We start from the raw sequence: 26,651 nt of genomic DNA on the forward strand, positions 1-26,651 counted from the left end.
CAGTAGATTCCAGGGAATCATCTTCCGCGTAATCGGATTGAGGATCACATGTGCATTCCACGGAATGCATCCTCTCACCCCGACATCATGGAGGTCCTGATGACCCGCCGGCAGCGCGAGGCCGTCGACGCCCTGCACCGCAACGCCCCCGTCCACCCGAACCCGACGCTGGCGGAGCAGCGCGCCGGATTCGCCCAGGCACTCTCCCGGCCCCTGCCCGGCGACGTCGCGGCGCACGAGACGGTGCTCGCCGGCCGTCCCGCGCTCGACCTGATCCCGGCCGGCGCCACCGGGCGCGGGCTGCTGCTCCATTTCCACGGCGGCGGCTACGTCCTTGGGTCGCCCTCCACGCATGCGGGAGTCGCCGCCCAGCTGGCGCGCCGTGCCCGGCTGCGGGCGACGTCCCTGGACTACCGGCTGGCCCCCGAGCATCCCTTCCCCGCCGCGGTGGACGACGGCCTCGCCGCCTACCGGGCGCTGCTCGACGGGGGTGTGCGACCGGAGGAGCTGGTGCTCGCCGGGGACTCCGCGGGCGGCGGGCTGGCCGTCGCCACCCTGGTCGCGGCCCGCGACGCCGGCCTGCCGCAGCCGGCGGGCGCCGTCGTCTTCTCCCCGTGGGTCGACCTGACACTCGGCGGGCAGAGCATGCTCACGAAGAAGGACGCCGACCCGATCTTCACCCGGGAGGCGATCCAGGCGTTCGCCACCCTCTACCTGGCCGGCCAGGATCCCGCTCAGCCGCCGGCGAGCCCCGTGTTCGCCGACCTGCGGGGCCTGCCCCCGCTACTGGTGCAGGCCGGCTCGAACGAACTCCTGCTGGACGACGCCGTCCGGCTCGCCGGGCGCGCGGCCGCCGACGAGGTGGAGGTGACGCTGCGGGTCTGGCCGCAGGTGCCGCACGTCTTCCAGAACCACTTCGGCCACCTCGACGAGGCCGACGAGGCGCTCGACGAGGCCGCCCTCTTCCTGTCCACGCGGGTGCAGTCCGGGCACGGGGCACAGGCGGACCGGCCTCTGGACCCGGAGGACCCTGAGGACCCTGAGGACCCCGGTGCGGGCCGTCCCTGACCGGCGCGGTCGATCCCGTCAGGCACGCGGGGGGCGCAGGCGGGCCATCTCGGCCGCGATGGCCTCCAGCCTCCAGTGGGCGTTCAGCCCACTGGGGTTGGGCAGCACCCACAGCGCCGTCCCGCCGATCGTCTCCTCCTGCGGGCCGATCAGGGCGGCGGGGCGCGCGAAGGCGACCCGGTAGGCCGACACCCCCGCTATCGCCAGGACGCGGGGGCGGACCTCCGCCACCAGCCGCGCGAGCCGCTCGCCGCCCACGCGGAGCTCCTCCGCGGCCAGCTCGTCGGCCCTGGCGGTCGCCCGGGCCACGATGTTGGTGATGCCCAGCCCGTACGACGGGAGCAGGTGCTGCTCGGACGGCGCGAGCCTGCGCGGCACGAGACCGGACAGGTGCAGGGCGGGCCAGAACCGGTTGCCGGGCCGCGCGAAGTGGTGACCGGTCGCGGCCGAGTAGAGGCTGGGGTTGATCCCGCAGAACAGCACGTCGAGCCCGGGGCCGAGCACGTCCTCGATCGTCGCGTTCTTGGCCGCCTCGAGGTCGGCCTTGGTGGGGGCCATGCCGCGATGCTAGACGGCCCGCCCGCTCCTGGTCGCATTCCGGGCGGCGCTGGTGCGCAGGGCGCCGCCCGTGGCGCTGCTGTCGCCCAGCGGCCGGATGGTGGTGGGGATCCGGCCGATGACCTCGGCGTCGGCGGAGCGCACGATCACGGATTCGGCGAAGTCGGGGACGATCAGCGACATTTGGGAGTCCTCTTCCCTGAGGTGGTGCGACGGGTACGGGGGTCAGACGGCGAAGAGCAGGGCGGCGCTGATCAGAACGATCACGGCGGTCGCGAAGTGGATGCCGAAGGCGACCGCCCGGGTGCCGCCGTTGCGCAGCACGATCAGGGTGTCGCCCAGGGGCAGCAGGGCGACGATCAGCATGTACCAGGCCTCGGCGCGGGCGCCGGCGAAGGCCAGCAGGGCCAGGCCCAGCAGACCGTAGCCCCCGTCACGCAGGCCCTTGATCGTCAGGTAGGCGACGTCGCCGTCCTTCTTGGCCGGGACGCCGTAGCCGGCGGCCGCCGCGTGGGGCACGAGCAGGAAACGGGCTCCGATGAACAGGACGAACAGGTTGAGGACGATGGCGAGGCCGTACGCGATGGGGGTGAGCATGTCTCTCTCCGAGAACTAGCAGCGCTAGGAACGAGAATGACGCTAGCAGAGCAGTGCCATAAACGCTAGCGCTGCTAGAGTTCCACGTATGTCGATCCAGTCACGCAGGGAGCGCGAGCGCGCCGAGCGAGAGAAGCTGATCATCACGGCGGCACGGGAGCTGGCCGAGGCCGAGGGCTGGGAGGCGGTCACGACCCGGCGGCTGGCCGAGCGCGTCGAGTACAGCCAGCCGGTGCTCTACAGCCACTTCAAGGGCAAGGACGCGATCATGGCGGCCGTCGCCGTGGAGGGCTGCGCCGACCTGGCCGTGGAGCTGCGCGCGGCCAGGACCGCGGCGCCGGACGCCGTCCGCGCCATCGCCGGCGTCAGTGCGGCCTACGTGGCCTTCGCCGACCGGCACCCGGCCCTCTACGACGTGATATTCAGCCTGGTCGTCCCGCTGCCGTTCGCCACCCCCGAGGCCCCGCCCGCCCTGCAGGCGGCCTTCGGCGAGCTGGCCGAGGCCGTCCGCCCGCACGCGGGCGGCGACGACCTGGGCGCGCTGACCGAGACCTTCTGGGCCGCCCTGCACGGCCTGGTGACCCTCATGCGCGGCGGCCGGCTCCCGCGTGAGCACCACGACCTCAGGCTCGCGCTGCTCCTGGCCCGTTTCACGGGCTGAGCCCGGCCCCGATGAGCATCGGGGGGCCTGGGAGAAGACCGCCGGCTCAGCCGAAAGGCCGCGCCACCTCGTCGAGGGCCTGCTCCATGATCTGGGAGAGCGGGCGGGCCTCCTGCTCCTCGATCCAGACGTGCGTCGCGATGCGCAACGCGACGAGGAAGGCGGCGGCCATGATCCGGCACTTCAGGTCGGCGGCCGCCTCTCCCGCCCCGTCGCGGTCGAAGATCGCCTGGACCAGCTCCCGTTCGAGCGCGGCGTGGTTGGCGAGCTGCCGGGCGAGCAGGGACGGGTGGCGCTTGGTGAGCGAGGTGCGCACCGCCCACTCCCTGTCGGGCTCGCCCACGTCCTCCAGCTCGTCGCGCACGGCGCCGCGCAGCGCCTGCCAGCCCGACTCCCCCGCCGGCCGTTCGCGGATCGCCCGCACCAGGGACCGGACGCGCTGCTCCTCCCCGTACAGGAGGGCGTCCTCCTTGCTGCCGAAGTAGTTGGAGAAGGTCCGGCGCGAGATGTTGGCGGCCTCCACGATGTCGTCGACGGTGACGTGGTCGAGCCCGCGTTCCACGGCGAGCCGCAGCGTGGCCTTGTGGATGGCCTGCCGCGTCTCGGCCTTCTTACGCTCGCGCAATCCCGCCGTCGTCTCCATGGTGGGCTCAGCTTAGCCGCTTAAACATTGCCCGCTGCGCAAAGTTGCCCAGTGGGCATGTAATCTTGGGGCAGTTGTCCTCATCCATCCGATTGGAGACTGCGCGTGAGCGCACCAACGCTGCCGGAGGCCGGGCCGAAAAGCCACCGGCAGGTACTCGAAGCGCTGAGCGGCCTGCTCCTCGTCCTGTTCATCGCGATGATCAGCAGCACGATCGTGTCGGTCGCGCTCCCCCAGATCATCGGCGCGCTGAACGGCACCCAGTCGCAGTACACCTGGGTGGTCACCGCGGCGCTGCTCACCACGACCGCCTCGACCCCCATCTGGGGCAAGCTCGCCGACCTGTTCAGCAAGAAGCTGCTGATCGAGGTCGCCATCGGCATCTTCCTGGTCGCCTCGTTCGCCTGTGGTTTCGCCCAGAACACCCCGATGCTGATCGCCTTCCGCGCGGTCCAGGGCCTGGGCATGGGTGCCCTGCAGATCCTGGTCCAGGTCGTCATCGCCGCGATGATCCCGCCGAAGGAACGCGGCAAGTACAACGGCTACCTCGGCGCGGTCATCGCCGTGGCCACGGTCGGCGGCCCGCTGCTCGGCGGTCTGATCACCGACACCTCGTGGCTCGGCTGGCGGTGGTGCTTCTTCCTGCCGATCCCGTTCGCCCTCATCGCCCTGGTAGTCCTGCACCGCACGCTCGACGTGGCGTCCATCCGCCGTCCGGAGACCAAGGTGGACTACGTGGGCGCCCTCCTGATCGCGGCCGGCGTGAGCGTCCTGCTGGTCTGGGTGACGTTCGTCAACAACTCCTTCGACTGGATCTCCTGGCAGACCCTCGTCATGGTCGGCGCCGCGATCGTGCTGCTGGTCCTGGCCGTGTGGGTCGAGTCCGTGGTCCGGGAGCCCGTCGTCCCCCTGCACGTCGTGCGGCGGCGCGTGCCCGCCCTCGCCATCCTGGCCAGCCTGGCCGTGGGCATGGCGATGTTCGGCGGCGCGGTCTTCCTGGGCCAGTACTTCCAGATCGGCCGCGGCTACAGCCCCACCGAGGCGGGCCTGCTCACGATCCCGATGATGTTCGGCGTCCTCGTGTCGTCCACGATCTCGGGGCGGATGGTGTCCCGCAGCGGACGGGTCAAGCCGTACATCCTCGTGGGCTCGATCGTGCTCACGCTCGGCTTCGTGGCCCTGTCCACGATCGACCACGAGACCTCGCTGGTCCTCGTCGGCGCGGGGATGCTGGTGGTCGGCGCCGGCGTCGGCATGTCCATGCAGAACCTCGTCCTGGCCGTGCAGAACACCGTCCCGCTGCGCGAGCTGGGCGCGGCCAGCGGCGCCGTCACGTTCTTCCGCTCCCTGGGCGGCACGATCGGCGTCTCGATCCTCGGCGCCGTGCTGGCGAACCGGGTCACCGAGAACATCGTCGCGGGCCTCGCGAAGGCCGGCATCCGGCCGACCGGATCGCAGGGCGGCGGCACCCTCAACATCAAGGCGATGCCCGAGCCGATCCGCACCATCGTGCGCGCGGCCTACGGCGACGCCACCGGCCACATCTTCCTGATCTCGGCCTGCATCGCGGTCGTCGGCATCCTCGCCGTGCTGTTCCTCCCGCAGGTGCGGCTGCGCGACAGCGTGGACCTGGCCGAGCCGGCCGCCGCCGGAGCGGACGCGCCCGCCGCGGCCGAGTCCCGCTGAGCCCCGCCTTCCGAGCAGGGCCGTCTTGACCCTGCTCCCTGAACCGGGCTCCCTGAACCCGGCCCCCGGGTACGGGCTCCCGTCGCGTGAGCGGGAGGCCGCACCCGGGGACCGTCTCGTCTCACAGACGGGGATCGACCGGCTCGGACTCCAGTGCGAGGACGGCGAAGACCGCCTCGTGGATCCGCCACAGCGGCTCGCCCTCGGCCAGGCGCGTCAGCGCCTCCAGGCCGAGCGCGTGCTCCCGCAGCGCCAGCGACCGCTTCCTGCCGGTGAACCTGCGCCGCAGCACGTCGAGCGACTCGGTGTAGTCGGAGCCGTAGATGATCCGCAGATACTCACGGCCCCGCACCTTCACGCCCGGCTGCACCCGTCCCTCCTGGTGCGCGACCGGTTTCACCACCATGCCCTCGCCCCCGGCCTCGGTCAGCGCCGTCCACCACGCCACCGCCGCCTCCCGCTCCTCCGGCGAGTCGAGGGAGACGAAGACATGGCGGGTCGGCGTGACGAGCGGCGAGTCCATCAGGCCGAGCGTCTTCAGGTGCCACTCGTGCGGCTCCTCCACCGCCGTCGCCCTGCCCTCGCATGCGAGGACCTGGAACGGCGCGAGCCGTACGCCGTCGAGACCCGAGACCGGCCAGCAGTAGCGGGCATAGGCGTCGCGGAACCGGGCAGCGTTGTGGGCACGGCGGCGGGTGCGGTCGAGCAGAGCGCCTACATCCAGGCCACGTCCCGCCGCCGACTCCAGCGCCGCGACCGCCTCGGGCAGCGCCACCCGGGCGGCCGCGCCCACCGAGGCGTACTGGTCGCGGATCAGTCCCTCCGCCTTGGCCGACCACGGCAGCAGCTCGCAGTCGAGCACCACCCAGTCGGTCTCCAGCGCCTCCCACAGCGGCGCGGCCGCCTCGCGCAGCCGAGCCACCAGCTCCGGCCCGCGCTCGTCGAAGAAGGGCCGCCCGGTGCGGGTGTAGACGCTGCCCGTCGTGCCGTCGGCGACGCCGAAGCGGCGGGCCGCGGCCTCCGGCGTCCGCGCCAGCACGGCGATCGCCCGGGAGCCCATGTGCTTCTCCTCGCACACCACCCGGGTCACCCCGGCCCGGGCGAACTCGTCGAACGCCTCGGCCGGGTGCTCCAGGTAGCCCTCCAGCGCGGAGGTCTCCGGCGGGGCCATGGTCGGCGGGAGGTAGACCAGCCAGCGGGGGTCCACGGCGAACCGGCTCATGATCTCCAGCGCGGCGCGGGAGTTCTCCTCCGCGATCCTGATCCGGCCGCCGAACCGCGTCTCCACGAAGCGGGTGCCGTCCACGTCGCCGATGTCCAGCACGCCGGGGTCGCGGGCGGGGGCGGCCGCGGCCAGCGGCCGCACCGGCTCGTACCAGACGTTCTCGGCCGGGACCGAGACGAGCTCGCGCTCGGGGTAGCGCAGGGCGGTCAGCCGCCCGCCGAAGACCACGCCGGTGTCGAGGCAGATGGTGTTGTTGATCCACTCCGGCTCGGGCACCGGAGTGTGCCCGTAGACGACCATGGCACGCCCCCGGTAGTCGTTCGCCCAGGGGTAGCGCACCGGCAGGCCGTACTCGTCGGTCTCCCCGGTCGTGTCGCCGTACAGGGCGAACGCCCGCACCCGCCCGGAGGCCCGCCCGTGGTAGGCCTCCTTGAGCCCGGCATGCGCGACCACCAGCCTGCCGCCGTCGAGGCGGTAGTGGCTGATGAGACCGTCCATGAACGTCCTGGCGGCCGCGCGGAACTCCTCCGGCTCGGCGGCGAGCTGCTCCAGCGACCGCTCAAGGCCGTGGGCGACCCGCACCTTGCGGCCGTCGAGGGCCCGCACCAGCTTCTGCTCGTGGTTGCCGCTCACGCACAGCGCGGTCCCGGCCTCGACCATGCCCATGACCAGCCGCAGCACGCCCGGCGTGTCCGGGCCGCGGTCGACCAGGTCGCCGACGAAGACCGCGGTACGCCCCTCGGGGTGGACGGCCCCGTCCGGCCCGACCTCCCAGCCGAGCTTCACCAGCAGGGACTCCAGCTCGGCCCGGCAGCCGTGCACGTCGCCGATGATGTCGAACGGCCCGGTGAGGTCGGTCTTGTCGGTCCACGCCTTCTCGTACGTGAGGCTCACGTCGTCGATCTCGTCGCCGCGCAGCACGTGGACCCGGCGGAAGCCGTCCTTGGCGATCTTGCCGAGCGACCGGCGCAGCTCCTTGCGCTGCCGTGTGATCACGTGAGGGCCGAAGGCCCGGTCGGGGCGGGCCTCGTTGCGGGCGCGCGCCACCTCCTCCGGCACGTCGAGCACGATCGCGTCGGCGAGCACGTCGTGAGATCTGGCCAGCTCGATGAGCTTCTTGCGGGCCTCCCACTGCACGTTGGTCGCGTCCACCACCGTGAGGAGGCCCCGCCTCAGGCGGATGCCCACGATGTGGTGGAGCAGATCGAACGCCTCGGGCGTGGCCGTCTGGTCGTTCTCGTCGTCGGCGACCAGGCCGCGGCAGAAGTCGGACGAGACGACCTGCGTGGGCGCGAAGTGCCGGGCCGCGAACGTCGACTTGCCGCTCCCGGAGATGCCGACGAGCACCACCAGCGACAGCTCCGGCACGCTGATCTCGGTCACGGCCGCTCCTCCCTCCTGCTGAAGACCGCCATCTGGGTGGGCGGGCCCACCTCGGGGTCGTCCTCGCCGACCGGCCGCGATTCGGCCGCGTAGCCGTACGTCTCGCACACGCCCGCCACCCACCGGGCGAACTCCGCCCGGCTCCACTCGAACCGGTGGTCGGGGTGGCGGCGCGCCCCCGCGAGCAGCTCGTACCTGACGTTGTGCTCCACGTTGGGCGTGGTGACGATCACGTGTGCGGGCCGCGCCGTGCCGAAGACCACGCGTTCGAGCGCGGCCAGGCGCGGCGGGTCCACGTGCTCGACGACCTCCATGAGCACCGCGGCGTCGTACCCGGCCAGGCGCGCGTCGGTGTAGGTCAGCGAGCCCTGGAACAGCTCCAGCCTGGCCCGCTTGGCGTCCGGCATCCGCTCGGTGCGCAGGCGGCGCTTGGCCAGCGCGAGCGCGCGCGCCGACACGTCCATGCCGGCCACCTTGGCGAAGGCCGGCTTGGCGAGCAGCGCCGACAGCAGCTGCCCCGAGCCGCAGCCGAGGTCGAGCACGGTGCGGGCGCCCACCTCCTCGAGCGCCGCCACGACGGCCTCCCGGCGCAGCGTGTTCAGCGGCACCCGCTCCTCACCCGCCCCGTCGCCGGGCCCGTCGCCGGGGGCAGCCTCGGCGCCCGGCTCCTCCTCCACCGGCGGGTCCAGGCTCTCCTCCACGTCGTCGCCCAGCTCGGCGAGACGGGCGAAGGCGGTGCGGGTGAGCGCCCACCGCCGGCCGAGATAGCGGCGGGTGATCAGTCCCTTGTCCGGATGGCCGGCCAGCCAGCCCTCTCCCGCGCGGACGAGCTTGTCGACCTCGTCGCCCGCCAGCCAGTAGTGCTTGGCGTCGTCCAGCACCGGGAGCAGGACGTACAGGTGGTTGAGCGCGTCGGCCAGGCGCACGTCGCCGCGGAGCGTGAGCCGTACGTACCGGGACTCGCCCCACTCGGGGAAGCCGGGGTCCAGCGGCACGGCCTCGGCGCCGACCTCCCAGCCCAGCGGCCCGAACAGCCGGTGCGCGAGATCGGCCCCTCCCCGGCACGGCAGCGCGGGCAGGGCGATCTCCAGGGGGATCGGCCCGTCCGCGAGGTCCTGCCGGGAGGCGCACCGCCCGGTCCTCGCCGTGCGGAACACGTCGGCGAGCGCCGACGCCAGCAGGGAGGACGCGGCGTACGGCCGGTCGTTGACGTACTGCCCCAGCGAGAAGTCGGGCGAGGACGAGCCCCGGGAACGGGCCAGCCGCACCGGGTCGACCTCCAGCAGCAGCGCCGCGGTGCACCGGTCCTCGCCCGCCTCCGGGTAGAAGACCCGCGCCGTGCCGAACGACTGCTCGAACTCCTGCACCCGGTCGGGATGCTTGTGCAGGAGGAAGCCGAGGTCCGTGGCGGGCCGTAGAGTCGTCGAGATCGTGAGGAGCACCCGGCAAAGTGTGCCGGATGCCCCCTTCGACCGGCTATGGCTTTTCAGAGGTGCGGCAGCGCCCTTTTCACAGCGGCGCCCTTTCACACATGCGGAAGCACCTCGGCCGCGATCAGCTCCAGGTGCTCCAGGTCGTGCAGGTCGAGGACCTGCAGGTAGAGACGCTCGGCGCCCATCTCGGCGAATCGGCCGATCTTGTCCACGATCTCCTGCGGCGTGCCCGCCAGCCCGTTGACGCGCAGCTCGTCGACCTTGCGGCCGATGTTGGCGGCCCGCCGGGCGATCTCCGCCTCGTCCCGCCCGGCGCAGACGACCTGCGCCGCCGACAGCAGGACGGTCTCCCGGCCCACGGCGTCACACGCCTGCCTGACCCGGTCGAAGGCCGCGGCGGTGTCCTCGGGGAGGTGGAACGGCACGTTGTACTCGTCGGCGAACCGCGCGACCAGCCGCGGCGTGCGCTTGGCTCCCCCGCCGCCGATGATGACGGGCGGCCGGGGCCGCTGCGCCGGCTTGGGCAGCCCCGGGGAGTCCTCCAGCCGATAGTGCGCGCCCTCGAAGGAGAACGGCTTGGCCGCCGCCCACAACCCGGTCACGATCTCGAGCTGCTCCTCCAGGCGCTCGAACCGCTCGCCCAGGGAGGGGAACGGAATCCCGTAGGCCGTGTGCTCCTCCTCGAACCAGCCGGTGCCGAGACCCAGCTCCACACGGCCGCCGCTCATCTGGTCGACCTGGGCGACGCTGATCGCCAGTGGCCCGGGCAACCGGAACGTCGCGGCGCTCACCAGCGTGCCCAGCCGGATGCGCGAGGTCTCCCGCGCGAGACCGGCCAGGGTGATCCACGCGTCGGTCGGGCCCGGGGCGGGGTCGCCGTCGCCCATCCGCAGGTAATGGTCGGACCGGAAGAACGCGTCGAACCCGAGCCGCTCGGCCGCCTGCGCCACCTTGAGCAGCTCGTCGTAGCTCGCCCCCTGCTGGGGTTCGGTGAAGATCCTCAGTTTCATCCGTCCATTATCCCCGCCCCTGCGTCCTCGACTTGCTAGAGTGCGAGCCGCCTGTGCGCAACGTGTTCGCATCGCAACTCAGGGTGGTGAGCGTGGACTCCGCACGTCATTCCCGCGAAGCGGGCCGCCCCCCGCGCTCCCTCGTCCTCCTGGCGTCGGCCGCGCTCGTCGCGGGCACCGGCGCGGCGCTGTGGGCGCTGCCCGCCGCCCCGCCCGGCGGCTGGGACGCGACGCCCGGGGTCAACCCAGGGGGCAGGCCCGGTGCCACGGCCACGCCCACCGGTGGGCGGGCTCCGGTCTCCCCGGTGCCGGAGACGCTGGTCGCGGCGCGCCAGACGGTCGCCTCTCCGGCCCCGTCCGCCGCCGCTCCTCCCGCCGACGAGCCCGCGACCGGTTATCGGGGGTTCCTCGACGCCGCAGGGGAGCCGCGCCCGGAACTGCTGCGGGCGGGGGTGCGCTCGTTCGCCATCGGTCACATCGTCGCCGGCCCGAGCGGTTGCGCTCCCCACTGGGCGGGGGCGCAACCGCGGGGCGGGGACTCCGTCGCCGCACGAATCGAACGGCTGCGGGCCGACGGCGGCGAGGTGTGGCCGGCGTTCGGCGGGCCGTACGGGCAGGAGCTGGCGGTCACCTGCGAGAACCCGGACCGGCTGCTCGCGGCCTACCGCCACGTCGTGACGGTGCTCGACCCTCCCGGCGTCGACTTCGAGGCCGGTGGGGCGGCCGGGCCCGGCACCGTCCGCCGCCGCGCCGCCGCCGTCGCCCGGTTGCAGCGCGAGGCGTGGGCGCGCGGCCGCCCGCTGCGGATCACGTTCACGCTTCCCGCCTCCCGGCGCGGCCTGGAGCCCGCCGACCAGGAGATGCTGCGGGCGGCCCGAGAGGAGGGCGCGGAGATCGAGTCCGTCGGCCTGCTCGTGCCGATCGCCTCCGGCGTCTCGAACCTCCACGACCTGGCCGTCGCCGCGCGGGCGGCACGCCTCCAGATCGCCGCGGCGCTGGACGTGCCGCCCGACCGGGCGTGGCGGCGGATGGGCCTCGCACCGGTGCTCGCCGGCACCGGCGATCTCGGCCCCGGCGAGGCCGGGCGGCTGGCGGCGTTCCGGGCACGCAACGGCCTGGGCTGGCTGTCCCTGCGGGGCGCCAGGCCGGCCGACGACGTCGTACGGATCCTGACCCGGCCGTCGCGCCCCGACGCGGGCGTCGCCCGCCCCGAGGTCGCACCCGGCGCCCGTCCCGTCCGCCCCTGGTGACCCTTCAGCCCGTGTGACGGGCGAGCCACTCCAGAATCCGGCCCGGGTCTTTCTGGAAGTGCAGGTATCCGTCCCAGCGGCGCGTGGTCCCGTGGATCCAGAACAGCTCCTTCGGCACGTCCGAGGGGATGGCATCGAAGACGGACTGGACGTCGGCCGGTCTTGTCATGAGGTCGTCGTGGACCTGGTACACGAGCGTCGGCACCCGGACGCTGCGGGCAGCGCCGCTCACGACGGGGGACATCTCGTCGAGGCCGAACCCGGTGCGGAGTCTGATCAGCCGATCCAGCTCGTCCATCCGCTCGGCCGGGATGCCGCGCCGCTCGAGCGTCCGCTCCAGGAGCGCACGCGGCGACCCCGGCTGGCACGCGACCAGGCAACGGACGTCAGCGAACTCCTGCGGTGACCGCTGCATCGCGAACAGCGTGGCGTCGGCGCCCAGGCAGCGGCTGAACAGCGCGATCCTCGCCCCGCGCAGGTCATGACGCGACCGCGCGTAGCGCAGGGAACCCACGACGTCGCGCGACTCGAACCTGCCGCTGGTGGTCACGCCGCCGTTGGCGGCGCCGCTGAGGCCGAAGTTGCGCAGGTCGTAGGCGAGGACGTGGTAGCCGGCGGCGTGCAGGATGGCGATGTCCGGGACCAGGTCGACCTCGATGTCGTTGCCGGTCTCGCCGTTGATCGAACGCCAGGGCTCCAGGTGGGACGGCAGCCCTGAGCGACTGAAGAACCGCGGGTGATTGACGATCACGATCCGGTCGGCACCCGGGGCCGGCACGAACCAGCCTTCGAGCGGAGTCCCGTCCTCGGAGGGGAAGGTGACGTCCTCGACGTCCAACCCGTGCCCGGCCGGAGAGCGCAGCACGGGCGAGCGCGGCGATGTGCTGAAACGGTCGGCTATCGCGTCGAGCACGGTCAGGCTCCCGTACGTGTCAGGCCGCCGTCGACGTGCAGGATCTGGCCGGTGATGAAGTCGGCGTCGTCCGAGACCAGGAAGGCGAGGGCGTTGCCGAGGTCCGCCGGGACCGACTGGCGCTTGATGGTCTGCATGGCCGTCATCCGGGCGACCACCTCGTCGGCGGTCGGGCCGTTCGTCCGGGCGCGGCCCAGGAAACCCTCGGTCGCCACCAGTCCGGGCGCGATCGCGTTGACCGTGATGCCGCTCTCGCCGAGCTCGTTGGCGAGCGCCCGGGTCAGCGCGTGCACGGTGCCCTTGCTGGTCATGTACGCGAGGTCGCGGTTCTGCGTCATGGTGATGCCCGAGCCGGTGTTGACGATGCGCCCCCAGCCGGCGGCGCGCATCCCCGGTGCGAACGCCCGGGCGAACAGCAGGATCGCCTCGACGTTGACCGCCTGCACCGCGCGCCACAGCTCGATCGTCACGTGGTCGAGGTCGGTGAAGGGGAAGATTCCGGCGTTGTTGACGAGGATGTCGCAGCGCCCGTACCGGTCGAGGACCGTGCCGGCCACGGCGTCGACCTGCGACGGCTCGCTGATGTCGCACACCAGCCCCAGCTTGTCGCCGCCGCCCTCCAACTCCCGCACGCCGTCCGCCGGATCGTCGATGTCGACGGCGACCACGTTCGCGCCGTCCGCGGCGAGCCGCCGGCAGTACGCGTACCCGATGCCCCGAGCCGCCCCGGTCACCACCGCCGTCTTTCCGTCAAGCGCCACGGGTGAACTCCAATCCGATCTGGGTGGCGATCGCGAAGTAGTCCTCCAGGTGCCAGGTGCGCACGATTCGGCCGTCGACCACCCGGTGGAAGTCGGCCGCCCGGAACTCGACCTCGCGGCCGGTGCCCTCGACGCCGAGCAGTTCCCCGGTCTGCTTCGCGCGGTTGACCGCCCGCACCGCGACCATGTCCCCGTCGACGACGACGTCCTCGATCTCGATGGTCAGGTCGCTGAAGACACCGCGAAGGTGGGTGATGCTCGCTTTCCATCCCTCCGGGCCGCCCCCCGTGCGCATGGGCGGGACGGCCTCCCAATCGGCGGCGAGGGCCTCGTCGACCAGCGCGGTGTCACCGGTGGAGAGGGCCTCGTAGAAGCGCCGGACCGCGATCTCGTTGTCAGTTGGCATGGATCCACGGTAGGGACGCGCACTCGCGGTGATCAAAGACCTGTTACGCAACACGTAATACGCTTCAGGCATGACGGATCTCGACCTTCGGCTGGTGCGCTACTTCACCACCGTCGCGTCACACCTGCATTACGGCCGAGCCGCGGCCGAACTGCGCATCGCACAACCGTCGCTGAGCCGGCAGATCGGCAAACTTGAGGCCCAAGTGGGTGCGCGGCTTCTCGACCGCACGCGGCAAGGCACACGGCTCACCGAAGCGGGAGAGATCTTCCTCATCCAGGCACGCGCCTTGTTGCGCTCGTCGGAGCAGGCCACGGCCGCCGCCCGGGCCGCCGCGCGGCCCACCCGGATCACCGTCGGCTACACCGCGGGTCTGATCGTCACCCCGGCGGTGCGGAATCTGCGGCACAAACACCCCGACGCCGACGTACGCACGCTGCACCTGGAGTGGAACGAGCCGCGCGAGGCCCTGCTCGACCGGCGGGTCGACGCGGCGATCACCCGGCTGCCGCTGCAGACCGACGGCCTGCATGTGACGATCCTCTATGACGAGCCGAAGATGCTGCTCGTGCCGGTCGGGCACCGGCTGGCCGGCAAGGAGTCGGTCACGCTCGACGACATCGAGGACGAGCCGATCCCCCGCTTCCCGGATCCGGATTTCGACGCGTACTGGCGCGTCGACCCGCGGCCGGGAGGCCGCCCCGCACCCGGCGGCCCCCCGGTCGAGACCATCGAGGACAAGCTCGAATACATCGCCGCCGGGCAGGCCGTGGCCATCATCCCGGCCGCCCTGCACGCCGGCGGCGCCCGGCCCGACCTCACCGCCGTCCCGCTGCGCGGCGTCGAACCTGGCCACGTCGTCGTAGCGACCCGGGCCGCGGACCGCAGCAGACTGGTGGCCTCGTTCCGCACGTCGGCCCGTGACTGCCTACGCGGTTGATCACCTCAGGTCGGCTCGGCGCGAGATCGCGGCGCCGGCCTCCTCCCACGACATCGAGGGCGGCTTCGCCGGGAACATAATCACCCATCCGGCTGTTCCGACTGGCCGCCGACCACGGTAGGCGGACGAACGGGAGCGGCTGTGTCGGACCGCCGGGAGTGAGAGGGACGCGGACGACATTGACTCGGAAACCCCGGATGGACGCGGAGCACAACCGGCGGCACATCGTGACGGTCGCCCGTGCCGCGTTCGCCGCGGACGGGCTCGACCTGCCGGTGCACGAGATCGCCCGGCGTGCGGGCCTGGGCGTCGCGACCGTCTACCGGCACTTCCCGTCGCGACAGGACCTCGTCGGCGCGGTGCTCGCCGAGCAGGTGGCCGTGTGCCGCGCGCAGATGCGTGCCGCCCTGGACGACCCCGACCCCTGGCACGCGCTGCGCGGAACCGTCCACCGGTTCGCCGAACACCAGGTGCTGCACCGCGGGTTGAACGAAGCGCTGCTCGGTTCCCATCCCGCGGGCGCCGCCTTCGCCGGGCAGCGCCGCGCACAGGCCCGAAGGCTCGAGCAGCTCGTCGAGCGGGCCCGGAGCGCGGGCGGCGTCCGTCCCGAGCTGTCGATCGAGGACGTGATGATCGGCCTGCGGGCCATCGCCTCCCTCCGCGCCGGTTCGCCCGAGAGCGCGGCCGTGGCGGTCCGGAGGCTGGCCGACCTCCTGGTCGCCGGCATGGCCCGCCCCCACCCGTGAGGCGGCGCCGGGATCAGACCCTCACGAGCAGCGCGACGCACTCCACGTGGTGGGTCATGGGGTACTGGTCGAAGGCCCGCAGGTCCTCCAGCCGGTAGCCGTGCCCGGCGAACCAGGCGACGTCCCTGGCCAGCGTGGCCGGGTCGCACGAGACGTACACCACGCGCGAGGCCTCCAGGCCGACGACGCGCTCGACCACCGGACGGCCGAGACCCGCGCGGGGCGGGTCGGCCACCACCAGGTCGGCCCGTTCGATCCGCAGCCGGTCGAGCGCCTCCTCGACCCTGCCCCGCTCGACCTGCGCCTGCGGCAGGTCGCGCAGGTTGAACCGGGCGTCCTGCGCCGCCTGCGGCTCGGACTCGATGCCGAGCACCGCCCCCTCGGGGCCGACGGCCTCGGCGAGCCCGGCGGCGAACAGGCCGGCGCCGCAGTAGAGGTCGAGCGCCCACTCCCCCGGCTCGGGCCGGCCGAAGTCGAGCACCGCGCCGAGCAGCGTGGCCGCGGCGCCCGGGTGGACCTGCCAGAATCCGCTCGCGGTGACCCGGAAGTCCCGCTCGCCCACCCGCTCGGTCAGCGAGGCCCGGCCACGCAGCGCGCGCGTGCCCCGCCTGCCCTCGTCGAGCAGGACCGCGGCGTCCACCTCCGGGATCTCCGCCCGGCGGCGCGGGACGGGTTCGACGATCACGGCGCGGTCGCCGCCGGAGGCCGCCACCACCTCGACCGAGGCGGCCCCCGGCCAGGCGAGGCGTTCCGCGCCGACCTCCTCGACGGCGGGGTGCGCGATGAGGCACTCGGTGACGTGCTCGATCTCGTGCGACCGGTGGCGCCGCAGCCCCGCCGTGCCGTCCCGCTCCACGGCGAACCGCACGCGGGTGCGCCATCCGAGGCCGTCCTCCGCCCCCGGCACCTCCTCGACCACGACCTTGAGGTCGAGGCCCGCCAGGCGCCGGAACTGCTCGGCGACCACGTCGGCCTTGAGCCGGCGCTGCGCCTCCAGCGACGCGTGCTGCCAGTCGCAGCCGCCGCAGCGGCCGGGGCCGGCGAACGGGCAGGGCGGCGTGACCCGGTCGGGTGAGGGCTCCAGGATCTCGACCGCGTCGGCCCTCAGGAACCGCGCGGTCTCCTCGGTGACCTCGGCGACCACCCGCTCGCCGGGCAGGGCGTGCCGGACGAAGACCACCCGGCCCTCGTGCCTGGCCACGCACCAGCCGCCGTTGGCGACGGCGTCCACCGTCAGTTCGAGCCGTTCGCCGCCCATGTCGGCCTCTTTCGTGTCGGTCATGCCTTGACCTGCGTGTCCTTCGGTGGGGGCTGGTAGGAACGGCGGGAGGCGCCGGGAGCGGCCGGCTCCCTGCGGCCCTTGAGGCGGTCGGAGGAGGCGAGCTGGAACGGCACGCTCGTGACCATGACCCCGGGCTTGAACAGCAGCCGCCCCTTGAGCCGCAGCGCGCTCTGGTTGTGCAGGAGGTGCTCCCACCAGCGGCCGACCACGTACTCGGGGATGTAGACCGTCACGACGTCGCGCGGCGAGCGCCGCCGCAGCGACTTCACGTACTCGAGCACCGGGCCGGTGATCTCCCGGTACGGCGAGTCGAGGATCTTCAGCGGCACCTCGATGCCGCGCCGATCCCACTCCTCCCTGAGTCTGTTGGCCTCGTCGGCGTCCACGCTGACGGTCACCGCCTCCAGGCTCGACGGGCGGGTCGCCCGGGCGTACGCGAGCGCGCGGAGCGTCGGCTTGTGGATCTTCGAGACGAGCACGATCGCGTGGTTGCGGGCGGGCAGCAGCGACTCGTCGACCTCGTGCCCCTCCGGCGCGGCGAGCTCCTCGGCGACCCGGTCGTAGTGCCGCCTGATGCCCTTCATCATGAGGAAGAGCACCGGCATCGCGATGCAGACGATGTACGCGCCGTGCGTGAACTTGGTGGCGAGCACGACGACGAGCACGAGCCCGGTCATGACCGCGCCGAAGCCGTTGATCACCCGCGAGCGCATCATGTGGAAGCGCGCCCTCGCGTCGGTCTCGGTCCTCAGGTGACGGGTCCAGTGCCGGACCATCCCGATCTGGCTGAGGGTGAACGAGACGAACACGCCGACGATGTAGAGGTTGAGCAGCTTGCTCACGTCCGCATCGAACGCCCAGATCAGCAGGCAGGCCCCGGCCGCGAGGATGACGATGCCGTTGCTGAACGCGAGGCGGTCGCCCCGGGTGTGGAGCTGACGCGGCAGGTAACGGTCCTGGGCGAGGATCGAGCCGAGCACCGGGAAACCGTTGAACGCGGTGTTGGCCGCCAGGAACAGGATGAGAGCGGTCACCGCGGCGATCACGACGAACAGGAACGAGCCGTGACCGAAGACGGCCGAGGCGACCTGCGCGATGATCGGCTGCTGGTAGTAGCCGGGCCCGGCCGGCTGCCCGTTGATGATGACGTCCCTGGCCACGGTCGCCGGGTCGGTCAGCTTCACGCCCGACTTGAGGCCGAGGAAGATGATCCCGCTGAACATCGTGACCGCGATGAGGCCCATCATCAGCAGCGTCGTCGCGGCGTTCTTGCTCTTGGGCTTGCGGAAGGCCGGGACGCCGTTGCTGATCGCCTCGACGCCGGTGAGCGCGGCGCATCCCGACGAGAAGGCGCGCAGCACCAGGAAGGCCATCGCGAACCCGGCGAGATTGGCCTGCTCCCCGATGATGCGGTAGTCGGCGGTGGGGGCGCGCAGGTCGTCGCCGAGCACGATCAGCCGGAACAGGCCCCACGCGACCATGCCGATGACCGCGATCATGAAGGCGTAGGTGGGAATGGCGAACGCGACACCCGATTCCCGGATGCCGCGCAGATTCGTGATCGTCAGGAGTACGACGATGGCTATCGCGATCAGTGGACGGTGTTCGGCGACGAAGGGGATCGTCGCACCCACGTAGTCGGCGCCGTTGGCGACCGACACCGCCACAGTCAGCACGTAGTCGACCATCAGGGCGCTCGCGACGGTCAGCCCCGCGGTCGGTCCCAGGTTCGTCGTCGCCACCTCGTAGTCGCCGCCGCCGCTGGGATAGGCGTGCACGTTCTGCCGGTAGGAGGCGACCACCGTGAGCATGACGAGGACGACCCCCGCCGCGACCCACGGGCTGACGCTGTAGAGCCCGACCCCGCCGATCGACAGGATGACCAGGATCTCCTGCGGCGCGTACGCCACCGAGGACAGCGCGTCACTGGCGAACACCGGCAGTGCCACGCGCTTGGGCAGCAGCTGATGGTGGAGCGCGGTGCTCCGCAGAGCCCGCCCCACGAGGAGCCGCTTGACAAGATCTGGCACCTTCGACACGTCTGTTGAGCCTAGTCCCCCGGCGCCGTGCCCGGGTCATGCGGTGTGCGGCAGTGGCGACATACTGTCTGCATTAGGAGACCGCCACAACCCACGGCGGGGGAGCATGCATATTGTGATCATGGGATGCGGACGGGTCGGCTCGACCCTGGCGCACATCCTTGAGGACAACGGGCACTCGGTCGCCGTGATCGACCGCGACCCGCAGGCCTTCCGGCGGCTGCGGGCCGGCTTCCGGGGCCGCAGGGTCACCGGCATCGGCTTCGACCGCGACGTGCTCGAAGAGGCCGGCATCGCCTCGGCCGCCGCGTTCGTCGCCGTGAGCAGCGGGGACAACTCCAACATCATCTCCGCCCGGGTCGCGCGGGAGATGTTCGGCGTGGACAACGTGGTCGCCCGCATCTACGACCCGCGCCGCGCCGAGGTCTACCAGCGGCTCGGCATCCCCACTGTGGCGACGGTCCGCTGGACCGCCGACCAGATCCTGCGCCGGGTGCTGCCCGAGGGCGCCGAGCCCCTCTGGCGGGACCCGACCGGCACGGTCGTCCTCGCCGAGGTGGCCTTCCACCAGGGCTGGATCGGCACCCGGGCCAGGGTGATCGAGGAGGTCACCGGCGCGCGCGTGGCCTTCGTCAACCGCATGGGCGAGGCCCTCGTGCCGAAGGACGCCACCGTCCTCCAAGAGGGCGACCTCCTCCACCTGGTCGCCGCCGAGAACGACATGGACCGCATCAACAAGGTGCTGTCCACCGCGCCGTCCGACGAGGAGCACTGATGCGCGTCACCATCGCCGGCGCCGGAGCCGTCGGCCGCTCCATCGCGGCGGAGCTCCTGGAGAACGGCCACGAGGTCCTGCTCATCGACATCGACCCTCGCGCCATCAAGATCGACAGCGTGCCGCGGGCCGAGTGGCTGCTCGCCGACGCCTGCGAGATCTCCTCGCTGGACGAGGCCGGGCTGAACAGCTGCCAGGTCGTGATCGCCGCCTCCGGCGACGACAAGGTCAACCTCGTGGTCTCGCTGCTCGCCAAGACCGAATACGGCGTGCCGCGGGTGGTCGCCCGGGTCAACCACCCCAAGAACGAGTGGCTGTTCAACGAGTCGTGGGGCGTGGACGTCGCCGTCTCCACCCCGCGCCTGCTGTCGGCCCTGGTCGAGGAGGCGGTCAGCGTCGGCGACCTGGTTCGCCTGATGACCTTCCGGCAGGGCCAGGCCAACCTGGTGGAGCTCACGCTGGCCGATGACGCCCCCGTGGTGGGCCAGCGGGCGGGCTCGGTGCCGTGGCCGGTGGACGCCGCCCTCGTGGCGATCCTGCGCGAGGGCCGGGTGCTGGTCCCCTCGGCCGACGACCCGCTGGAGGCCGGCGACGAGCTGCTGTTCGTGGCCAGCCAGGAGGTCGAGAACGAGCTCACCGAACTGCTGTCGGCCCACGAACGTCCCTGACCCGCACACGACTCAGGCCCCGGGCACGCGCCCGGGGCCTGAGTCGTTTCCGCGTGATCGTCAGACGGGCGGCTGCGCCGGCGGCTGGATCGGGGTGCGGCCCCGGGCGAGGACCCACACCATCGCGGCGAGCCCCGCGACCTGCAGCGGCCAGCCCAGAGCGATCTTGGCCACGCCGAGAGCGGTCACCTGGTCCGCCCAGTAGAGCGGCAGCTGGACCACCACCCGCAGCAGGCAGGGCAGCATGAGCAGCCACGTGAGCCGCGAGCACAGCCGGACCAGCGCGGAGTCGCTGTGCCAGGCCGTCGGGTCGCCGGTCACCGAGCCGATCAGGAAGCCCACGATCGGCCAGCGGACCACGATCGACAGCAGCATGCCGGCGGCGTAGGCCGCGTTGTAGAGGATCCCCGGCAGGAACACGTCCTTGGCGTCGCCGGTGCGGGCCGCGAAGAACGCGCCGATCCCGATGCCGACGAGGCTGTTGAGCACGAACTGCGGCGTCGTACGCTGCGCGAGCCGCACCAGCAGGAGCACCACCGCCGAGGCGATGCCGACGATCAGCGAGGGCTTCAGCTCGTTGGTGCCCATCCACGTGCCGGTGAAGGCGAGTGTGGGCACCGCCGCCTCGACGATCCCGCGCCTGCCGCCCAGCGCCTTGCTCATCTGGGCGCGAACCGCCGCCTCGACGGTGGCGTGCGCCGCGGGGGCCGTCATGTCCGCTGTGCTCATACGGTCTCCTGAGAGATCAAGGGCCACCGGCCGGGCGTAGCTCGTAGCGGGGGTTGAACATGACCTTGCGGCCGTCCTGGACGCTGACCAGCCCTTCGGCCCGCACCACCCGGCCCGGCTCGATGCCGGCGATCTTCCGGCGGCCGAGCCAGACCAGGTCGATCACGTCCGACCCGTCGTACAGCTCCGCCTCGAGGGCGGGGGCGCCGCCGCGCGGGCGGAGGGTCACGGTGCGCAGCGTGCCCGCCACGCACGTCCGCTGGCGCTCACCGCACCGCGCGATGGGAGTGGCCCCCTGCTGCTCCAGATCCTCCTGGAGCTCGGCGGCCTCCAGTTCGGCCTGGCTGGTGGTCAGCCTTCGGAAGAAGCCCCGCAGTCCGCCGCGTCTGGCAGGCTCCGGCGTGCCCATCGGTCACTCACCCAGCTTCCTCGTTCGCGATCCCCTTTGGAGGGATTCGTCGTCCTGACTCCAGCCTAGGCCGGTCGTTTCCACCGCAGCATACGTGAGCCGCTTGCGGGCCAGAAGGACGGTCAGGGCAGGGCTTGCCTCCCGATTCGGTCAACCGGCGCGTCCCGGACGGCGTCAGCGGATCTCGCTGATCTCCGGACCGCGCTCGAAGGGCCGGAACTCCTCCCCCCGGGATCCCTGCTGCTCCTCCATGGCCTGCCTGGCCTCGGCGGGCAGACGGAGCTGGATCGCCTCCCTGGGCGGCATCGGCTCGTCGCCGCGCACGACGACGATGCCGCGCACGACGTCCTCCAGGATCCGCGCCGCCTCCGGGTCGACCGCCGCCCTGCCGCTGATCACGGCGCGGAGGAACCAGCGCGGCCCGTCGACGCCGACGTAGCGCACCGGCTGCCGTCCTTGCGCCTGGCCCTGCGCGGGCACCTCGGCCGCGATCTCGGGGCCGAACGAACCGTCCCGGTCCTCGGCCGAGCCGCCGGCGGCCACCACTTCACGGGCGAGTTCGGCGCGCACCTCGTCCCAGATCCCGCTGCGCTTGGGCGCGGCGAAGGCGTTCACCTGCAGGGCGCTCTCCTCGACCAGGACGATCACTCCGTCGACCTGGTCGCCCGCCATGCTGAGCTGGATCTCGAATCCGGGACCGACGGGCAGGCGCAGGCCCCCCAGATCCACGCGCTCGGCCTCCGGGTAGTCGTCATCGGCGTCCCAGGGGCCCGTCGTCCGCGCCGGGGCGGGGCTCTCCCCCCGCACGACGGCTGGTGCGGTCTCCTCCTCCGCGCGTTGCCGGCGTCGCAACACTTCTCTCACTCTCCTCGCATCGTGGCCCGGTTCCCGGGCCCCGCGGTGTCAGCTCCCCGTCGAGCCGAACCCGTTCGTGCCCCGTACGGAGCCGGGCAACCGGTCGACCTCGTAGAACGCCGCCCGTTCCACCCGCTGGACGACGAGCTGGGCGATGCGGTCACCACGCCGGAGCCGTACCGGATCCTTGGCGTCCGTGTTGATCATCGTCACCCTGATCTCGCCCCGGTAGCCGGCGTCGATCGTGCCCGGCGCGTTGACCAGCGTGACGCCGTGCCGGGCCGCCAGGCCCGAACGCGGATGAACGAAGGCGGCGTACCCGTCCGGCAGCGCGATGGCGACGCCGGTCCGCACGACCGCCCGCTCGCCGGGCAGCAACTCGACGTCCTCCGCCGCGTACAGGTCGGCCCCGGCGTCGCCCGGATGCGCGTACGACGGGAGCGGAAGGTCCGGGTCGAGCCGGTGGATCAGGATCTCGACGCTCACCGGGCGGCCTCGGCGTGTTCCCTGATTCGGTCGCTCATGAGGCAAGACCCTACCCGTTGCGCTGGGGGGACACCGCCTCTCCCGCTCCGGACGACGGGCGTGCCGTCTCCGGCTCCTGCCCGCCCTGTCCGCTCTGCTCGCCGGGCGCTGAGGCGGCGGGCTGGGACGCGTGAGAGGGCGCGGGCTCCGCGGCGCCGGGCTCCGGCTGCGGGGGCACGTCCCCGTCTCCGGCCTCCGCGGCGCCGGGCGGGCCGCTTTCTGCCGGTGGCTCGATGGCGGCGGGCCGGCCGCGGCGCAGCTCGGGCAGCGCGCGGTAGATGACCGCCGTGAGCGGCACGGCCACCACGGCGCCCGCGATGCCGCCGAGCACGCCGCCCACCGCGAGGACGAGGATGATCGCCAGAGGGTGGAACTCCAGGGCCCGGCCCACGATGAGCGGCTGGAGCACATGGTTCTCCAGCTGCTGCTCGACCACGAGGATGCCCACGAAGATCAGCGCCAGGAACCAGCCCCGGGAGCCGAAGGTCACCAGCGTCGCGATGGTGCCCGCGAACAGGATGCCGACGATCGGGATGAAGCTGGCCACGAAGACCAGCACCGCGAGGGGCGCCCACAGCGGCACCTGCATCCCCGCGAGCACCACTCCGATCACGAGCCCGTGGATGGCGGCGACCGCCACCGTGCCGTGCACGTAGTGGGAGATCGTCGCCCAGGCGGCGCGGCCCGCGCCGTCGACGCGCGTCGCGGCGCCGCCGAAGGCGCGCAGGAACCAGCCCCAGATCCGGTCGCCGTCCTTCAGCAGGAAGAAGGTCACGAAGAGGATCAGGATGATGGAGGTGAGCACCTCGACGACCGCGGTGGCGCCGCTCAGCAGCGTGCTGGTGATCTGACTGCGGTATTGGGTCACCTGGCTGCTGAGCTGGTCCACGAAGTCGGCGATCTGCGCCTCCTTCAGGTGGAGGGGGCCGTGCAGCAGCCAGTCCTGGACGTTGCGCACGGTCACCTGGATCTGCAGGACCAGCCGGGGGAACTCCTCGTTCGCCCGCACGCCGATCAGGAACCCGATGCCGACGATCAGCGCGAGTCCGAGCAGCATCGTGATCCACGTCGCGTAGATCGGCCGGAGCCCGGCGGCGCGCAGCCGCCGGGTCAGCGGATGAAGCAGGGCCGCGAGCAGCAGCGCGACCACCACCGGCATGACGACGAAGCTGATCTTTTCGATGATCAGCCACAGGACGTAGATCATCCCGCCGAGCAGCAACAGCCGCCAGCTCCACGCGGCCATCGTGGCCAGCGTCGGCGGAACCCTTTCCGTGGTACTGCGGTTAGACGGGATCACGGATCCAGCCTGGCATGTCGGCGGGCGGGATGCGCAGTCGTTTTACCCGGGTGTGGCGGTCGTCTCGCCGCGCTCCCGCCGCAGGTCCCCGGCCGCGGGCCGTCTCCGTACCGAAACGCCCAGGAACAGCCTGGAACGTCCCAAAACATCACCGGCCACCGCCGCACCACGGGGCACGGCGGTGGCCGGCGGTGGCCTCACGCGGTCAGCTCGGCGACCGCGTCGAGCGGGCCGTCACCGGGTTCGAGGACGAACTCCTCGACGTTGCCGGCCGCGCACAGGTCGTCCTGGGCCTGCCGGACGAGGTCCGCCTGGTCCCCCGACACGGTGAGCCGGGCGACCTCGGCCCGCATCGACAGCCGCGCCTCGGACTTGGCCCGCCGCACCCGGCGGAGCACCTCCGCCACGGCGTCCAGCACCGCGGGATCGCCGTGCCGCGCCTCGGGCAGCTCCTCCGGGGACGGCCAGGCGGCGCGGTGCACCGAGCCCTCCCGCCACCACGACCAGACCTCCTCGGTCACGAACGGCAGGAACGGCGCGAACAGCCGCAGCAGCACGCCGAGCGCCCGCCGCAGGGCCGCGACGGCCGAGGCGTCCCCGTCGTACGCGCGGGCCTTGACCAGCTCCACGTAGTCGTCGCAGAACGACCAGAAGAAGCGTTCCGTCCGTTCCAGCGCCCGGGTGTAGTCGTACGACTCGAACGCCTCGGTGGCCTCGGCGACGACCGCCCCCAGCGCGGCCAGCATGGACAGGTCGACCGGCTCGGTGACCTCGCCGCCGCCCTCGGACCGGAAGCCGAGCACGAACTTCGACGCGTTGAGGATCTTGATGGCCAGCCGGCGGCCGATCTTGATCTGCCCGGTGTCGAACGCCGTGTCGGTGCCGGGACGCCCGTTCGCCGCCCAGTAGCGGACCGCGTCGGAGCCGTACTCCTCCAGCAGGCCCATGGGCGTGACCACGTTGCCCTTGGACTTCGACATCTTCTTGCGGTCGGGGTCGAGGATCCACCCGGAGATCGCCGCGTGCCGCCAGGGCAGCCCGCCGTGCTCCAGGTGCGACCGCACGACCGTGGAGAACAGCCAGGTGCGGATGATCTCGTGGGCCTGGGGCCGCAGGTCCATCGGGAACACGCGGCGGAACAGGTCGTCGTCGCGCTCCCACCCGGCCGCGATCTGCGGGGTCAGCGAGGAGGTCGCCCAGGTGTCCATGACGTCGGGGTCGGCGGTGAAACCGAGCGGCTTGCCCCGCTGGTCCTCGGAGAAGCCGGGCGGGACGTCGCTGGACGGGTCCACCGGCAGCGCCGACTCCGGCGGGACGACCGGCGCCTCGTAGATCGGCTCGCCCTCGGCGTCGAGCGGATACCAGACCGGGATCGGCACGCCGAAGAACCGCTGGCGGGAGATCAGCCAGTCGCCCGCCAGGCCCTCCACCCAGTTGTCGTACCTGACCCGCATGTGCGGCGGGTGCCACTCCAGCTCCCGGCCGCGCTCCAGGAGCTCGGCGCGCAGCTTGGCGTCCCTGCCGCCGTTGCGGATGTACCACTGCCGGGTGGTGACGATCTCGAGGGGCCGGTCGCCCTTCTCGTAGAACTTCACCGGCCGCTGGATCTTGCGCGGCTCGCCGTCCAGGTGGCCGGACTCGCGCAGCATCTCCACGATGCGCTCGCGCGCGCTGTGCACGGTCTTGCCGGCCAGCTCGGCGTACGGCTCGGCCGGCACGCCCTGCGGCGGCTCGGGGAGCAGGCGGCCGTCCCAGCCGATGACCGGCCGGGTGGGCAGGTCGAGCTCGCGCCACCAGGTGACGTCGGTGACGTCGCCGAACGTGCAGATCATCGCGATGCCGGAGCCCTTGTCGGGCTCGGCGAGGTGGTGGGCCACGACCGGCACCTCGACCCCGAAGACCGGGGTGCGGACGGTGGTGCCGAACAACGGCAGGTAGCGCTCGTCGTCGGGGTGGGCGACCAGCGCCACGCAGGCCGGGATCAGCTCGGGGCGGGTCGTCTCGATCCACACCATGCCCTCGGCGCCATGGCCGTTAGGACGCTCGAACCCGATGCGGTGGAAGGCGCCGGGCCACTCCCTGTCCTCCAGCTCGGCCTGGGCCACGGCCGTGCGGAACGTCACGTCCCACAGGGTCGGGGCCTCGGCGACGTACGCCTCGCCGCGGGCGAGGTTGCGCAGGAACGCGCGCTGGGATGCCGCCCGCGCGTCGGCGTCGATGGTCGCGTACGTCATCGACCAGTCCACCGACAGGCCGAGGCGGCGCCACAGCTCCTCGAACGCCTTCTCGTCCTCGGCGGTCAGCCGCTCGCACAGCTCGATGAAGTTGCGGCGCGAGATCGGCACCTGCCGCTTGGCGTCCGGCTTCTCCGGCGGCGTGAAGTCCGGGTCGTACGGCATGGAGGGATCGCAGCGCACGCCGAAGTGGTTCTGCACGCGGCGTTCGGTCGGCAGGCCGTTATCGTCCCACCCCATCGGGTAGAAGACCTCGCGCCCCCGCATCCGCTGGTAGCGGGCGATCGTGTCCGTGTGCGTGTAGGAGAAGACGTGCCCCACGTGAAGGGACCCGGACACGGTGGGCGGCGGGGTGTCGATGGAGTAGACCTCGTCCCTGCCCCGGGACCGGTCGAACCGGTAGGTGCCCTCGGCCTCCCAGCGCGCTACCCATACCGCTTCCAAGCCGTCGAGTGTTGGTTTCTCGGGCATGGCTGCGGGGAGTCGCTGTTCGGTCATGCCACCACATGGTATGGCGTGGACCGTCACCCCGCGGGGAGACACTAAGGTCGTTAT

Annotated in this window: 26 protein-coding genes; 8 read left to right on the plus strand and 18 right to left on the minus strand. The window is 72.3% G+C overall.

Features of this window, described 5'->3' with window-relative positions:
* The first annotated feature begins 99 nt into the window (after nucleotides 1-99).
* Nucleotides 100-1,068: an alpha/beta hydrolase gene (locus FLW16_RS11040; RefSeq protein ID WP_142559917.1), complete on the plus strand. Its 969-nt coding sequence runs from the start codon at nucleotides 100-102 to the stop codon at nucleotides 1,066-1,068.
* Between the two features lie 18 nt (nucleotides 1,069-1,086).
* Here the strand turns inward: FLW16_RS11040 and mug are convergent, their stop codons facing one another.
* Genes mug through FLW16_RS11055 form a run of 3 tightly spaced genes read right to left on the minus strand, consistent with a single transcriptional unit; the run spans nucleotide 1,087 to nucleotide 2,223 of the window.
* Nucleotides 1,087-1,626 carry a G/U mismatch-specific DNA glycosylase gene (gene mug / locus FLW16_RS11045; RefSeq protein WP_142559918.1) on the minus strand — a complete coding sequence of 180 codons (540 nt, stop codon included), beginning with the start codon at nucleotides 1,624-1,626 and terminating at the stop codon, nucleotides 1,087-1,089.
* A 9-nt stretch (nucleotides 1,627-1,635) separates the two neighbouring features.
* Complete coding sequence (locus FLW16_RS11050) at nucleotides 1,636-1,809, minus strand: hypothetical protein (RefSeq protein ID WP_221891018.1); 174 nt, start codon at nucleotides 1,807-1,809, stop codon at nucleotides 1,636-1,638.
* A 42-nt stretch (nucleotides 1,810-1,851) separates the two neighbouring features.
* Nucleotides 1,852-2,223 (minus strand): DUF4267 domain-containing protein, encoded by a 372-nt coding sequence (locus FLW16_RS11055; protein WP_142559919.1) that lies wholly within the window; start codon nucleotides 2,221-2,223, stop codon nucleotides 1,852-1,854.
* Between the two features lie 88 nt (nucleotides 2,224-2,311).
* On the opposite strand from FLW16_RS11055, the gene FLW16_RS11060 reads away from it, so the two are divergent.
* Nucleotides 2,312-2,884 (plus strand): TetR/AcrR family transcriptional regulator, encoded by a 573-nt coding sequence (locus tag FLW16_RS11060; RefSeq protein ID WP_142559920.1) that lies wholly within the window; start codon nucleotides 2,312-2,314, stop codon nucleotides 2,882-2,884.
* Nucleotides 2,885-2,930: 46 nt separating this feature from the next.
* Here FLW16_RS11060 and FLW16_RS11065 read toward each other — a convergent pair whose 3' ends face one another.
* Nucleotides 2,931-3,527 (minus strand): TetR/AcrR family transcriptional regulator, encoded by a 597-nt coding sequence (locus tag FLW16_RS11065; RefSeq protein WP_142559921.1) that lies wholly within the window; start codon nucleotides 3,525-3,527, stop codon nucleotides 2,931-2,933.
* 198 nt (nucleotides 3,528-3,725) lie between these two features.
* Here FLW16_RS11065 and FLW16_RS11070 point away from each other — a divergent pair, with 198 nt between their 5' ends.
* A complete protein-coding gene (locus tag FLW16_RS11070) occupies nucleotides 3,726-5,213 on the plus strand; it encodes an MDR family MFS transporter (protein WP_142560161.1) in 1,488 nt (495 codons plus the stop codon).
* 121 nt (nucleotides 5,214-5,334) lie between these two features.
* Here FLW16_RS11070 and FLW16_RS11075 read toward each other — a convergent pair whose 3' ends face one another.
* The 3 genes from FLW16_RS11075 to FLW16_RS11085 all read right to left on the minus strand — a co-directional run bounded on the left by FLW16_RS11075 (nucleotide 5,335) and on the right by FLW16_RS11085 (nucleotide 10,264).
* Nucleotides 5,335-7,821, minus strand: a complete 2,487-nt coding sequence (locus tag FLW16_RS11075; RefSeq protein WP_142559922.1) for a polynucleotide kinase-phosphatase — start codon at nucleotides 7,819-7,821, stop codon at nucleotides 5,335-5,337.
* The gene (locus tag FLW16_RS11080; protein WP_142559923.1) at nucleotides 7,818-9,263 is read right to left on the minus strand and encodes a 3' terminal RNA ribose 2'-O-methyltransferase Hen1; all 1,446 of its coding nucleotides are present in this window, start codon (nucleotides 9,261-9,263) and stop codon (nucleotides 7,818-7,820) included. The genes FLW16_RS11075 and FLW16_RS11080 overlap by 4 nt, the downstream gene beginning before the upstream one ends.
* An 83-nt stretch (nucleotides 9,264-9,346) precedes the next feature.
* Entirely contained in the window at nucleotides 9,347-10,264 is a 918-nt protein-coding gene (locus tag FLW16_RS11085) for an LLM class F420-dependent oxidoreductase (protein WP_142559924.1), read from the minus strand.
* Nucleotides 10,265-10,356: 92 nt separating this feature from the next.
* On the opposite strand from FLW16_RS11085, the gene FLW16_RS11090 reads away from it, so the two are divergent.
* The gene (locus FLW16_RS11090; RefSeq protein WP_142559925.1) at nucleotides 10,357-11,514 is read left to right on the plus strand and encodes a hypothetical protein; all 1,158 of its coding nucleotides are present in this window, start codon (nucleotides 10,357-10,359) and stop codon (nucleotides 11,512-11,514) included.
* Nucleotides 11,515-11,518: 4 nt separating this feature from the next.
* On the opposite strand, the gene FLW16_RS11095 is transcribed toward FLW16_RS11090, so the two are convergent.
* Genes FLW16_RS11095 through FLW16_RS11105 form a run of 3 tightly spaced genes read right to left on the minus strand, consistent with a single transcriptional unit; the run spans nucleotide 11,519 to nucleotide 13,594 of the window.
* Nucleotides 11,519-12,427 (minus strand): S9 family peptidase, encoded by a 909-nt coding sequence (locus tag FLW16_RS11095; RefSeq protein ID WP_221891019.1) that lies wholly within the window; start codon nucleotides 12,425-12,427, stop codon nucleotides 11,519-11,521.
* A gap of 2 nt (nucleotides 12,428-12,429) precedes the next feature.
* Nucleotides 12,430-13,188 (minus strand): SDR family NAD(P)-dependent oxidoreductase, encoded by a 759-nt coding sequence (locus FLW16_RS11100; protein ID WP_142559926.1) that lies wholly within the window; start codon nucleotides 13,186-13,188, stop codon nucleotides 12,430-12,432.
* Entirely contained in the window at nucleotides 13,178-13,594 is a 417-nt protein-coding gene (locus FLW16_RS11105) for an ester cyclase (RefSeq protein WP_142559927.1), read from the minus strand. Before FLW16_RS11105 ends, FLW16_RS11100 begins: the two co-directional genes overlap by 11 nt.
* 70 nt (nucleotides 13,595-13,664) lie before the next feature.
* On the opposite strand from FLW16_RS11105, the gene FLW16_RS11110 reads away from it, so the two are divergent.
* Both FLW16_RS11110 and FLW16_RS11115 read left to right on the plus strand, forming a co-directional pair.
* A complete protein-coding gene (locus FLW16_RS11110) occupies nucleotides 13,665-14,534 on the plus strand; it encodes a LysR family transcriptional regulator (RefSeq protein ID WP_142559928.1) in 870 nt (289 codons plus the stop codon).
* Between the two features lie 197 nt (nucleotides 14,535-14,731).
* Complete coding sequence (locus tag FLW16_RS11115; protein WP_142559929.1) at nucleotides 14,732-15,280, plus strand: TetR/AcrR family transcriptional regulator; 549 nt, start codon at nucleotides 14,732-14,734, stop codon at nucleotides 15,278-15,280.
* Between the two features lie 13 nt (nucleotides 15,281-15,293).
* Here FLW16_RS11115 and FLW16_RS11120 read toward each other — a convergent pair whose 3' ends face one another.
* Both FLW16_RS11120 and FLW16_RS11125 read right to left on the minus strand, forming a co-directional pair.
* On the minus strand, nucleotides 15,294-16,562 hold the full coding sequence (locus FLW16_RS11120; protein WP_260615161.1) for a class I SAM-dependent RNA methyltransferase: 1,269 nt from the start codon (nucleotides 16,560-16,562) through the stop codon (nucleotides 15,294-15,296).
* Complete coding sequence (locus FLW16_RS11125) at nucleotides 16,559-18,601, minus strand: APC family permease (protein WP_142559930.1); 2,043 nt, start codon at nucleotides 18,599-18,601, stop codon at nucleotides 16,559-16,561. The genes FLW16_RS11120 and FLW16_RS11125 overlap by 4 nt, the downstream gene beginning before the upstream one ends.
* Before the next feature lie 106 nt (nucleotides 18,602-18,707).
* Between FLW16_RS11125 and FLW16_RS11130 the strand changes: the two genes are divergently transcribed.
* A complete protein-coding gene (locus FLW16_RS11130; RefSeq protein ID WP_142559931.1) occupies nucleotides 18,708-19,376 on the plus strand; it encodes a TrkA family potassium uptake protein in 669 nt (222 codons plus the stop codon).
* Nucleotides 19,376-20,044 (plus strand): TrkA family potassium uptake protein, encoded by a 669-nt coding sequence (locus FLW16_RS11135; protein WP_142559932.1) that lies wholly within the window; start codon nucleotides 19,376-19,378, stop codon nucleotides 20,042-20,044. The genes FLW16_RS11130 and FLW16_RS11135 overlap by 1 nt, the downstream gene beginning before the upstream one ends.
* A gap of 60 nt (nucleotides 20,045-20,104) precedes the next feature.
* Here FLW16_RS11135 and FLW16_RS11140 read toward each other — a convergent pair whose 3' ends face one another.
* From FLW16_RS11140 to valS, 6 genes are all read right to left on the minus strand, one after another.
* Nucleotides 20,105-20,773: a DUF3159 domain-containing protein gene (locus FLW16_RS11140; protein WP_142559933.1), complete on the minus strand. Its 669-nt coding sequence runs from the start codon at nucleotides 20,771-20,773 to the stop codon at nucleotides 20,105-20,107.
* 16 nt (nucleotides 20,774-20,789) lie between these two features.
* Nucleotides 20,790-21,182: an OB-fold nucleic acid binding domain-containing protein gene (locus FLW16_RS11145; RefSeq protein ID WP_030505482.1), complete on the minus strand. Its 393-nt coding sequence runs from the start codon at nucleotides 21,180-21,182 to the stop codon at nucleotides 20,790-20,792.
* A 174-nt stretch (nucleotides 21,183-21,356) separates the two neighbouring features.
* A complete protein-coding gene (locus tag FLW16_RS11150; RefSeq protein WP_142559934.1) occupies nucleotides 21,357-22,037 on the minus strand; it encodes a DUF3710 domain-containing protein in 681 nt (226 codons plus the stop codon).
* A 48-nt stretch (nucleotides 22,038-22,085) separates the two neighbouring features.
* Nucleotides 22,086-22,523 (minus strand): dUTP diphosphatase, encoded by a 438-nt coding sequence (gene dut / locus FLW16_RS11155; protein WP_030505484.1) that lies wholly within the window; start codon nucleotides 22,521-22,523, stop codon nucleotides 22,086-22,088.
* A 49-nt stretch (nucleotides 22,524-22,572) separates the two neighbouring features.
* A complete protein-coding gene (locus tag FLW16_RS11160) occupies nucleotides 22,573-23,808 on the minus strand; it encodes an AI-2E family transporter (protein WP_142559935.1) in 1,236 nt (411 codons plus the stop codon).
* A 251-nt stretch (nucleotides 23,809-24,059) separates the two neighbouring features.
* Nucleotides 24,060-26,594, minus strand: a complete 2,535-nt coding sequence (valS, locus tag FLW16_RS11165) for a valine--tRNA ligase (RefSeq protein WP_260615163.1) — start codon at nucleotides 26,592-26,594, stop codon at nucleotides 24,060-24,062.
* Nucleotides 26,595-26,651 lie beyond the last annotated feature (57 nt).

The organism is Microbispora sp. KK1-11, assembly GCF_006874435.1.
Taxonomy (GTDB): Bacteria; Actinomycetota; Actinomycetes; order Streptosporangiales; family Streptosporangiaceae; genus Microbispora; species Microbispora catharanthi.